Consider the following 7,082-nt stretch of genomic DNA (forward strand, 5'->3'; position numbering starts at 1 on the left):
CGCATCGCGTACCCGGCCCCAGAGGTTGCCGCGGCTCGGTGGGTACGCGATGCGTACCCTACGGGATCGGCGTCAACACATCAGTTCTGATCGCACCCGGCGCTCCCTGCCTCCTCGACCAGTCAGTGTCCGCGCTCTACCCAGTGCACCTATTCGCCCCACCCCCGGGCCAGGAAGCGCTTGCGTTCCTGCGCGTCCAAGACGTGGGCGCAACTTTCCCAGTCGACTTTCTCGACGGTGTGATAACGAAGCTGAAACGGGTGGTGCTTGGGTACCGCATCAATGGTGCTCCGAGCCGCATCGACTTCGCCAAGGGCGAGGTCGATCCACAGGTCCTCCAGGATGTCCGGGATCTGCCCAAACAGGTTGGCGATGTTCTCCAGGCGCTCAGAGAGCAGTTCGTGCACCCGGTCCTCCACCGACCCCGCGTAACGCATGTTGTAGACGTCCACGGTATCACGCAGTTGGCCAATGCGTTGAATGCGGCCCTTGCGCTGCTCCAGGCGAGAGGGGTTCCACGGTAGATCCAGGTTGATCAGGGTCCCGAGCCGCTGGAGATTGAGCCCCTCAGACGCGGCATCGGTCCCGATCAGCACCCGGATTTCACCCTGCCGGACGCGCTCCTTGAGCACCTCGCGTGGGGTGCCGGTGAACACCCCGTTATGCATGACCCCGGAGCGGTTGGCGCCCGCGTAGATGCCGATCTCCTCCCCCGGCAGATCCGCCGTCAACTGCCCGGCCAGCCAGTAGACCGAGTCGAAATACTGGCTGAAAACGATGCAGCCCAACTCCAGCCAACCCTGGTCCAGGAGCTGTGCCCGCACGATCTGGTACTTGGGGTCCCGCTCCTGGTTCGCCTCCAAGGCCTTGAGGAAGCGTTGCAGTATCGCCCGCTCGGCCGCCGTCAGGGTGCGCAGTTGTCCCAGGGTTTCCTCGTCGTCCTCATCGTCGTCCAGCGTCGTCCATTCGGTGAGCAGCTTCTCCACCGTCCTGCGGCCTGCCTCCATGGTGCTGCCGACACGGCGCAGCAGCAGGGTCCGGAAGAAGCCGGACTTGGCGCGCTCGGCAAGCAGGCGGCAGAACTCCTCCGCCAGGCGATAGGCGACCTCCAGGAACGGGGGCAAGAGGACTGCATCCTCGTCGCGCTCGCCGTGCAGGCGCACCTGCACGGGCTTGAGGAAGGGCTCACCGGTCGCGGGATCGATGGTGGTTTCCAGGTACTCACGGGTACGCAGCACGATATGCCGGATGAAGGGGTTGGCTTGCTCCACAAAGCGCGGGAAGACCCGGCGGATGCGCGCGCGGTCCGGCGGCTTCAGTCGCTCGAAGCTTCCCCCCGGTGCGCTCAAATCCTGGTCGGTCAGACGCAGGACCCGCCGCAGGGCGCTGTAGTCGGGTCCCTCCGCGGCCGGCGGCAGCGGATTGCGCATCCAGGCCCACTGGGTGATCTCGTCGGTTGGCGCATCTACCTCGCCGAGCAGCAACTCCAGCGCTTGCTGGGGTTTACGCCAGAGGCTGCCGTAGCCGCCAAGCACGGCGTCCGAGCCCCTGGCCAGCGCATCCAGCAGGTCCCAGGCCTCGATGGGATGGATCTGGACCGGGGTCGCGGTCGCCAGGAGCAGGCTGCGCGTGCGCGGCGAGACCTCCCACAGGAAGCGCAGCAGGTTGTTCGGCTCGGCCGGATCATATTCCTTGCCGGCCGCCAGATTGCGGCGCCGGGCGCGATGCGCCTCGTCCAAGATCACGCACTCATAGCGCCCGTTGACCAGCCAGTCACGCGTCTGCGAGCCCGCGACGATCAGACCGGTGGAGACGATGCCGACCCGCCGGGGACACTTGCGGATGGACTCGGGTCCGGCGCTCGGGTGCTCGATGGCGTTCTCATCCACCCAGTGCTGCCCGTCCCAGACCGCGCAGGGCATGTCGAGCAGGGTCTTGCACTCCCCCTGCCACTGCCAGATCAGCGGCTTGGGTGCAAGGATGAGCACCGGCCGATCCCCGGACAGGGCCATGAGCTGCGCCGCCATGGCGAGCTGGATGGTCTTGCCCAGGCCCACCTGGTCGGCGAGGATCAGGCGCGCACCGGGCGGCCTCCCGCCCGTCCCAAGGTGGGCGTCGAAGGCGAGCTTCACGAACTGCTTCTGGTGTTCCCAGAGCCCCACATCCTTGCGATAGACGGGGGACTCGATGACCGGCGCCGCCGGGTCGGGCCGTGCGCGCCATGCCTTGAGATCCGGGATGACCGAGCGGACCGCGAGCCGGCCGATGTCCTGCACCACCGCATCGGCCAGTTCCACCGCGAAGGGCGAATGCCACAGGGTGTCGAACTCCTCCTGGACCCAGCGTACGGCGTCGTCCGAGTCGTCTTCCCACAACAGCTCGTAGTTCAGGCGCCAGGCGGTCAGGGACTCGTTGACGCTCCCCAGGAAGGCGGTCTGCCGCCCGTCTGCCAGGGTCAGGACCCCCGCCTTGCCGTGGATCAGGCCGAAGTGGGCGTCCGGGACTACCCGCACCTGGAGCTTGCCGCTACGCAGGAAGTCGAAGAGGCGCTGAAAGCGGGGCCGCGCGGCCTCCGGAAACCGCTCGGGCTGCGTGTCGCACCACTCGCGCCGCATCGCCGCCTGGGCCGCCTGCTTCGCCGTGGCGACGTCTTCGGGATGCAGCCCCGAGTTGCAGACCAGGCGCACTTGGCCCGCGAGCGCTTCCAGTTCCTCCCCGGCCACCTCCAGAATCGAAGACGAGAAGAACCCGGCGATCCGGTCATAGCGACGGGCACCGCGCAGGCGCTCGGCCAGAAAGCTGCGGTCCAGGCGTTCGCGGCGGGAGGAGAAGCGGTTGATCATCTGAACTGACTCGCACTGCCGCCGATGCAGCACAGACTCACCGACAGTCTAGTTCGATCCACGAATACGTTCCAACTCGGTGCGGAAGCGCGTTTCGTTCGGTTGAAGAGCGATGGCGTTTCCGAATGCCTGTTCGACGTCGCTACGCGGTCCCTGGGTCCAATTGAGGATCCGCCCCAGGTCGAACCAGGCCCACGCATGCCGGGTCGGCGCGGCATCCATTTGCAGAACCCGTTCAAGCATTTCCCTCGCATCTCGCAGCAGTCGGCTGCGCGTATCGCGCTGGAACGGGCCGGCACGCTGCCCCCCGGAGTGTTGTCTTCCCGCCAGCACGATCTTGGTCTGGGCAAATTCATGCAGCGCGCGAACGTCATTATAGACCTGATCCCCGGCGCGCTCGAAGTAGCGGTGCGCCCGTTCCGGTCGCTGCGCCCTCCGCTCGGCGATCGCCGCATCGAAAGCGGCACTCGCCGATAACAGGCCGGGCAAGCGATCCAGAACCCGTGCGGCTTCCTTGACATGCCCGGCATCGAGCAGGGCATTGGCCATCGCCATGATTGCGCGTGCGCCGCCCAAGTGCCCAGGGTTGGCGATGAACTTAGCAAATACCCGTTGCGCCTCTTCACTATTGCCTTGCCTGGCCAGCTCTTGAATCAGCGCAACCGCCAGCGTCTCTGAATCCGGGTATTCGGCATGAGCGATCACCAAGCGGTCAACCGCGCCTCGCTCGTCTCCGATTGCCCGCAGGTGCGCGGCGTCGCGCAGTGCGGCAATGGCCACATATTCGGGATGGGCCGGCAGGGTGACCTGAAAATAGGTCCGCGCGGCATCGAAAGCGAATCGCGGCAGGGGCGAACCGTTCTGCTGCATCGACCGAAAGACCTTCGGGATACCCGTGCCGCGCGCCTCGGCGAGCCTCAGTTCCTTGAGAAACTCGCCGACCCGGCGATTTCTCGACGGCACCGGTGGGACCCGGGCACCCGGCTCCAAGTGGTGCAGTTCGATTCCCGGCACCGGCCCCGGATAGCTGATAATCTCGATGCGGTCCGGATAGAGATAGACCTTTGTCGGCTCTTGCGTGCCCTCGTAGCTGCGATGGTAGACCGCATTGACCAATGCCTCTTCCATAGCGGCAAGGGGATAGCTTACCCAGCCCTTGACCTCCGGCCGATCGGGCAACTTCTGTAGATGTCGCGTCGAGAAAGAGCGAAGGTAGCTGATCGCCTCCCGCAACTGGTGGTGAAGCGGGCCGCGGAAGACCCGCTCTTCCAACGCATTGCCCGAGGAGTCTGCAGCAAACTGTACCACCTCGATGCGTGCACCGCGGAACCACTCCTCCGGGTCGTCAGTGAAGAACAGCAACCCGATATTGCGCGGGACACAATGCCCGTTGACGGGTGCGACGATCTGCATGCGCCGGTAGATTTGCAGTGCGTCGCGTTCTTCGGTAAGACCACTGTCGATGTCGGCCAGGAATTCGCGGACGCGGCTCTCCCGCAACTTTTCGACCGATGCCGCGAGCGCCCGCCGGTCGTCGAAGGGGACCTTTGCCGTGAGTTGCAGCAGTTGCGCTTCAATGTCGCCCTTCGCCTCGACAGTCTCCGGCCCGAGTCGGATGTAGGGTCGCTGTTGCGGGCCCTTATCGAAGGTACGCGGTGCACGGTGTACGCGCATATCGCTACCCGGCGCCCAGATGACGAGTAGGTGCTGGTCGTCGATAATCTCAGGGGACATAATCGGCTGATAGACGGGATCCAGCGTGTTGCATTTGCCGCGTATCCATCGCTGGATATCTTCCATAGCACCCGGTTCCAAGCCCGTCGGCGGCAGGACGGCACGCCCGTCCGGCGCGTCTACGCCGATGATAATGTAACCGCCGTTCAGATTCTGGAAATCGTTGGCAAAGGCACAAATGGTGTGGACTACCTGTAGACCGGTCGTTCTCTCGTCCCAGGATGCTTTCATCTCGATACGAGCGGATTCCACGCCGCGAGCGTAGAGCAGGTCGCGGATATTAATCGGCAGTATCGAACTCATCTGTTCAGTTCTCCCCGGACGTGCTTCGCGACAACCGATCCCTCGCACCAAGGCACCAAGGCACCAGGACATCAATGGCGATTCAGAACTGCTCACACGGAGACACAAAGAACACCAAGGAGAAGATCTTCATTCTTTGTGCGCTTTGTGTCTTTGTGTGAGCATTTTTCTCTATGGAGCGGTAAAGGTACCGAGCGGTATGGTTTACACATGATCGTTCTCGATGGTTCCCGCAAGCAGCCGGGCAGCCTCGGCGTCGGATGCCCAGTGCGGGATCGGCAGCCGACCGATGAAGCTGAGCATCCCGACCATGATCTCGCGCCGTGCCCAGTAATCCAGGATCTCGGTCTTGAGATAGGTCAGCCCAACCTTGGTGCTGTCCTGGTCCGCGCTCTGGTAGACGGCAAATAGAATATGACGCAGCAACGATGAACCGAAGCCCTCCGTGCCCCAGTCCCGGCGTTTGAACTCGGTGGCGGTCTTCAACCGCGTCTGGTTGGCCTTGCCGCTTTCGAGCATGAAGCGGTAGTCCCGCACCCCGAAGCCGCGGGCGAACTCCTGGAAGACGCCGCTGCGATAGTCGCCGTGGGACTCGACCTCCAGGCACTTGAGATAGAGCTTCTCCTCGGGTGAGAGGCGCTTCCAGAGGTGTGGCTCGATGCCGTCGGGCACCAGATAGTTGCTCGCGGTCTTCACCGCATCTTCGATGATGCGCTCGATTGGCGAGACCTCGCCGCGCTTGCGCTCGCGGGCCAACTCGTAGGCCACGTCGATGTCCTCGATCCCCTGGTACTGGGTCAGCACCCGTAGCGCCGCGGCATAGGCGGCGAGTTGATAATCGGCGTCGGAAAAGTTCGGGTCCTCCCGGTCGTCCAGCCCCAGCATGGACTTAAGTTGCTGTTCGACCTCGATTTCGACTTGGGGGACGATCTCGTCCAGGAAGGCGACCGCGTCCGAGGTCTGCTTGCGTAGCACCATGAGCACGGTGCCCTGGACGTAGTCACCCGTCTTGAGTGCTGATTCTGTCTCCGTGGCGATCGTCCAGGCCGCCGTTACGCGCAGTCCTGCGGCCCAAAGGATCAACGCCAGGTCCGCCCAAACTCCGGCGTCCGTATGGGTGAACATGACGATCTGGAGCCCGTTGTCTGGCATGTGGGCTGCGAGGTTGCGGTAGGCGTCCACCATTCCCTCGCGGAATGCCTTTCCCGAGCCGCGGATGGCCAGGACCCTCTTGCTGTCCGGGTACCAATCCGGGAAGAGCCTGGGCAGGTGCTTCTCGTACCAGGCGAGGAAGAACTCCGAGAGTTCGTGGTAATTGATCGCGTCGGCATACGGCGGGTCAGTTATCCAAATATCTGAGGATGGAAGATCGCCGAGCACACTCGCCGGCCTGGAATGGCTTTTCCCTTCTATGGCGCCAGACTGCAGGCTGTATTTAAAGCTAGTCTCGAGAAGAAGCATCGGCCGGGCGTAGTAATTAAGCAGCGTATTAAATGCCTGATTCGTAAATGCTTGCCCTCCATTTTCCTTTGTGGCATCGGGAATCCACTGGCAAAGTCTTGAATTCCAGTTTGCACACTTGCCAATGCCGAATAGCAGGGCAACCTGAATACCCGTATTCAGGTGCTTTAAGCTAATTGCTGCGAGCAATCCGTGCAAAAGCAACTGTCTTGGTGTAAACAAATGATGCCAATGCGTCCAGCCGCGCTCGCGTTGCAGCCGTGCGGTCTCGTCACCCGGCTCGATGCGGCGGCTGGGGATATACCCCTGGTTCTGCCAGTCGGCGAAGCGCTCGCGCAAAAGCCTCAGCACCAGAGCCTCCCGTTCGATGTCTGCGTCCTCGGCCCCGCGGTAGAGCGCCCAGGGCATCCGGTCGGCGAGGGCCTTGAGGTCGGCGGCGCGCTGGGCCTGACGGGTCCGCAGCCCCGCCAGCCCCTGGCGCGCCTCATCCAATCCCGCCTTCGAGGCCTTGGCCGTGTTCAGGCTGGCGAGGTGCGCCTCCGCCTCTGTCAGTTCGGCGTCCTCGGCCAGCCAGTCGCGGGCGCGTAGGTCGGCGAGGTCCAGGCGGTCGCTGTCGTCCAGCAGGTCGGCGAGCCCGGCGATTGCCCTCTCCAGGGAGACCCAGCCCGGGACGGGCCGGATGCAAGACCGGCCTGCCCGCTCCTGTTGCTCGGCCCAGAGCAGGTCGGCAAGGCCTGGCAG

General features: G+C 63.9%; 2 protein-coding genes and 1 pseudogene. All 3 read right to left on the reverse strand.

From position 1 onward, the window contains the following. Positions 1 to 149: 149 nt before the first annotated feature. Positions 150 to 2,843 carry a phospholipase D-like domain-containing anti-phage protein gene (locus QZY48_RS10755; RefSeq protein WP_295430858.1) on the reverse strand — a complete coding sequence of 898 codons (2,694 nt, stop codon included), beginning with the start codon at positions 2,841 to 2,843 and terminating at the stop codon, positions 150 to 152. 48 nt (positions 2,844 to 2,891) lie between these two features. Then, the gene (locus tag QZY48_RS10760; RefSeq protein ID WP_295430859.1) at positions 2,892 to 4,880 is read right to left on the reverse strand and encodes an ATP-binding protein; all 1,989 of its coding nucleotides are present in this window, start codon (positions 4,878 to 4,880) and stop codon (positions 2,892 to 2,894) included. A 204-nt stretch (positions 4,881 to 5,084) separates the two neighbouring features. After that, positions 5,085 to 7,082: pseudogene (locus QZY48_RS10765) on the reverse strand (DNA methylase); the annotation flags it as partial.

Source organism: uncultured Thiodictyon sp., from assembly GCF_903828115.1.
In the GTDB taxonomy this organism is placed as follows: Bacteria; Pseudomonadota; Gammaproteobacteria; order Chromatiales; family Chromatiaceae; genus Thiodictyon.

Coding starts and splice junctions, on each gene's coding strand:
- QZY48_RS10760 (WP_295430859.1), bottom strand. CDS start 4,880: ATGAGTTCGATACTGCCGATTAATATCCGCGACCTGCTCTACGCTCGC.
- QZY48_RS10755 (WP_295430858.1), bottom strand. CDS start 2,843: ATGATCAACCGCTTCTCCTCCCGCCGCGAACGCCTGGACCGCAGCTTT.